This window comes from Herbiconiux sp. 320_LB, from assembly GCF_059691755.1.
This window is the reverse complement of record NZ_JCAWAD010000009.1, coordinates 1370-5486: the sequence shown is the minus strand read 5'-3', so window position 1 is coordinate 5486 and position 4117 is coordinate 1370. Positions and strand designations below refer to the sequence as shown.

At 54.1% G+C, this 4117-nt stretch carries 2 rRNA genes (1 of these 2 only partly in view); both read left to right on the top strand.

From position 1 onward, the window contains the following. Nucleotides 1-220 precede the first annotated feature (220 nt). Nucleotides 221-1743 (top strand): 16S ribosomal RNA (locus AC59HU_RS17270). Nucleotides 1744-2178: 435 nt separating this feature from the next. Continuing rightward, a 23S ribosomal RNA gene (locus tag AC59HU_RS17265) occupies nt 2179-4117 on the top strand; it runs 1278 nt beyond the window's last position. The 16S and 23S rRNA genes sit together here, the layout of an rRNA operon.

The window sequence follows — 4117 nt, the reverse complement described above, 5'->3', positions numbered from 1 at the left end:
GGCGGCCTAACGGTCTGGTTCTGGTGTATCCGATCCTTGAGAACTCAACAGCGTGCACAATGTCAAATGCCAAATACCCTGTCGATCGGCTTCGGCTGGTTACAGGATTCCTTTGGAATACATTTAAACGAAACAAAGCAAGTCAGTAATGATTTGTTCTGTCAGTTTCAAACTTGCAGGACGGTCCGCCTATTCCGGTGGTCGTTTCTGTGCGTAATCATTTACGGAGAGTTTGATCCTGGCTCAGGACGAACGCTGGCGGCGTGCTTAACACATGCAAGTCGAACGGTGAAGGTGGAGCTTGCTCTGCTGGATCAGTGGCGAACGGGTGAGTAACACGTGAGTAACCTGCCCTTGACTCTGGGATAAGCGTTGGAAACGACGTCTAATACCGGATATGAGCTGAGACCGCATGGTCATCAGTTGGAAAGAATTTCGGTCAAGGATGGACTCGCGGCCTATCAGCTTGTTGGTGAGGTAATGGCTCACCAAGGCGACGACGGGTAGCCGGCCTGAGAGGGTGACCGGCCACACTGGGACTGAGACACGGCCCAGACTCCTACGGGAGGCAGCAGTGGGGAATATTGCACAATGGGCGCAAGCCTGATGCAGCAACGCCGCGTGAGGGATGACGGCCTTCGGGTTGTAAACCTCTTTTAGTAGGGAAGAAGCGAAAGTGACGGTACCTGCAGAAAAAGCACCGGCTAACTACGTGCCAGCAGCCGCGGTAATACGTAGGGTGCAAGCGTTGTCCGGAATTATTGGGCGTAAAGAGCTCGTAGGCGGTTTGTCGCGTCTGCTGTGAAAACTGGAGGCTCAACCTCCAGCCTGCAGTGGGTACGGGCAGACTAGAGTGCGGTAGGGGAGATTGGAATTCCTGGTGTAGCGGTGGAATGCGCAGATATCAGGAGGAACACCGATGGCGAAGGCAGATCTCTGGGCCGTAACTGACGCTGAGGAGCGAAAGCGTGGGGAGCGAACAGGATTAGATACCCTGGTAGTCCACGCCGTAAACGTTGGGAACTAGATGTGGGGACCATTCCACGGTCTCCGTGTCGCAGCTAACGCATTAAGTTCCCCGCCTGGGGAGTACGGCCGCAAGGCTAAAACTCAAAGGAATTGACGGGGGCCCGCACAAGCGGCGGAGCATGCGGATTAATTCGATGCAACGCGAAGAACCTTACCAAGGCTTGACATATACGAGAACGGGCCAGAAATGGTCAACTCTTTGGACACTCGTAAACAGGTGGTGCATGGTTGTCGTCAGCTCGTGTCGTGAGATGTTGGGTTAAGTCCCGCAACGAGCGCAACCCTCGTTCTATGTTGCCAGCACGTTATGGTGGGAACTCATAGGAGACTGCCGGGGTCAACTCGGAGGAAGGTGGGGATGACGTCAAATCATCATGCCCCTTATGTCTTGGGCTTCACGCATGCTACAATGGCCGGTACAAAGGGCTGCAATACCGTAAGGTGGAGCGAATCCCAAAAAGCCGGTCTCAGTTCGGATTGAGGTCTGCAACTCGACCTCATGAAGTCGGAGTCGCTAGTAATCGTGAATCAGCAACGTCACGGTGAATACGTTCCCGGGCCTTGTACACACCGCCCGTCAAGTCATGAAAGTCGGTAACACCCGAAGCCAGTGGCCCAACCTTTTGGAGGGAGCTGTCGAAGGTGGGATCGGTGATTAGGACTAAGTCGTAACAAGGTAGCCGTACCGGAAGGTGCGGCTGGATCACCTCCTTTCTAAGGAGCACTGGCCAGCATGTCTGGTCCAGAGCCCAGATTCGAAGCGAACGTCTTCGACTGGGAGCTCATGGGTGGAACATTGACATTGGTTGTCGGAGAAGCGTCTCCGGTCTAGTACGACTCGCACGTGTGTGGGTTTGGAACGGTCGGGGGTGTGGGTGCCGGTGACATGCACGCTGTTGGGTCCTGAGGGACCGGGTCATTCGCCTCTTTTTGGGGGTGGGTGGACTGAACCTCTGGACCCTTTCCTTGTTTCCCTTCTAGGGATTCCGGGTTGGGGTACCGCCCGTACTTTGAGAACTACACAGTGGACGCGAGCATCTTAGATTCAGGACTTTGTCCTGGATCACAAAGATCTAAACAACAACCCTTCGGGGTTGTGTAGATCATTGGTCAATTTTTCTTATGAAGAATCGATTCAAACTCATGTGATTTCAAGTTTCTAAGAGCAAACGGTGGATGCCTTGGCATCTGGAGCCGAAGAAGGACGTATAAATCTGCGATAAGCCTCGGGGAGCTGATAATAGAGCTTTGATCCGAGGATTTCCGAATGGGGAAACCCCGCCGGGCCCTTTGGGTGACCCGGTGACTCCCGCCTGAATATATAGGGCGGGTAGAGGGAACGTGGGGAAGTGAAACATCTCAGTACCCACAGGAAGAGAAAACAACAGTGATTCCGTGAGTAGTGGCGAGCGAAACCGGAAGAGGCTAAACCGATCATGTGTGATAGCCGGCAGGTGTTGCATGGTCGGGGTTGTGGGACTTTTCGTTCTGTTCTGCCGAGCAGTGAACGTTACAGCGCGATATAGACGAATGGTCTTGAAAGGCCAGTCATAGAGGGTGCCAACCCCGTAGTCGAAATGTCGTTATGGCGTGAAGAGTATCCCAAGTAGCACGGGGCCCGAGAAATCCCGTGTGAATCTGTCAGGACCACCTGATAAGCCTAAATACTCCCAGATGACCGATAGCGGACAAGTACCGTGAGGGAAAGGTGAAAAGTACCCCGGGAGGGGAGTGAAATAGTACCTGAAACCGTTTGCTTACAAACCGTTGGAGCACCCTTGTTGGTGTGACAGCGTGCCTTTTGAAGAATGAGCCTGCGAGTTAGTGATATGTGGCGAGGTTAACCCGTGAGGGGCAGCCGTAGCGAAAGCGAGTCTTAATAGGGCGTTTTTAGTCGCATGTTCTAGACCCGAAGCGAAGTGATCTATCCATGGCCAGGTTGAAGCGACGGTAAGACGTCGTGGAGGACCGAACCCACTTCAGTTGAAAATGGAGGGGATGAGCTGTGGATAGGGGTGAAAGGCCAATCAAACTTCGTGATAGCTGGTTCTCTCCGAAATGCATTTAGGTGCAGCGTTGCGTGTTTCTTGCCGGAGGTAGAGCTACTGGATAGCCGATGGGCCCCAAAAGGTTACTGACGTTAGCCAAACTCCGAATGCCGGTAAGTGAGAGCGCAGCAGTGAGACGGTGGGGGATAAGCTTCATCGTCGAGAGGGAAACAACCCAGACCACCGAATAAGGTCCCAAAGCGCGTGCTAAGTGGGAAAGGATGTGGAGTTGCACAGACAACCAGGAGGTTGGCTTAGAAGCAGCCACCCTTGAAAGAGTGCGTAATAGCTCACTGGTCAAGTGATTCCGCGCCGACAATGTAACGGGGCTCAAGCACGCCACCGAATTCGTGGCATTCATATTAGTGGCAGGCCTTCGTGGTCCAGCCGTGTGGATGGGTAGGAGAGCGTCGTGTGGCGAGTGAAGCGGCGGTGGAAACCAGCCGTGGACGCCACACGAGTGAGAATGCAGGCATGAGTAGCGAAAGACGGGTGAGAAACCCGTCCTCCGAAAGACCAAGGGTTCCAGGGCCAGGTTAATCCGCCCTGGGTAAGTCGGGACCTAAGGCGAGGCCGACAGGCGTAGTCGATGGACAACGGGTTGATATTCCCGTACTGGCGAAAAACCGCCCAAGCCAATCCAGTAGTGCTAAGAGTCCTAACCCGGCTGACTGATCCCCTTCGGGGGTGACGCTGCCGGTCTAACGCTCGAACCCGTCTGGTGCGGTTAGCGTATTAACAGGTGTGACGCAGGAAGGTAGCTGAGCCGGGCGATGGTTGTCCCGGTCTAAGAATGTAGGGCAGAAGATAGGCAAATCCGTCTTCTATATAGCCTGAGACTCGATGGGTAGTCCTCACGGACGAAATCAGTGATCCTATGCTGCCAAGAAAAGCATCGACGCGAGGTTTTAGCCACCCGTACCCCAAACCGACTCAGGTGGTCAGGTAGAGAATACCAAGGAGATCGAGAGAATCGTGGTTAAGGAACTCGGCAAAATGCCCCCGTAACTTCGGGAGAAGGGGGGCCTGAGGCGTGAAAG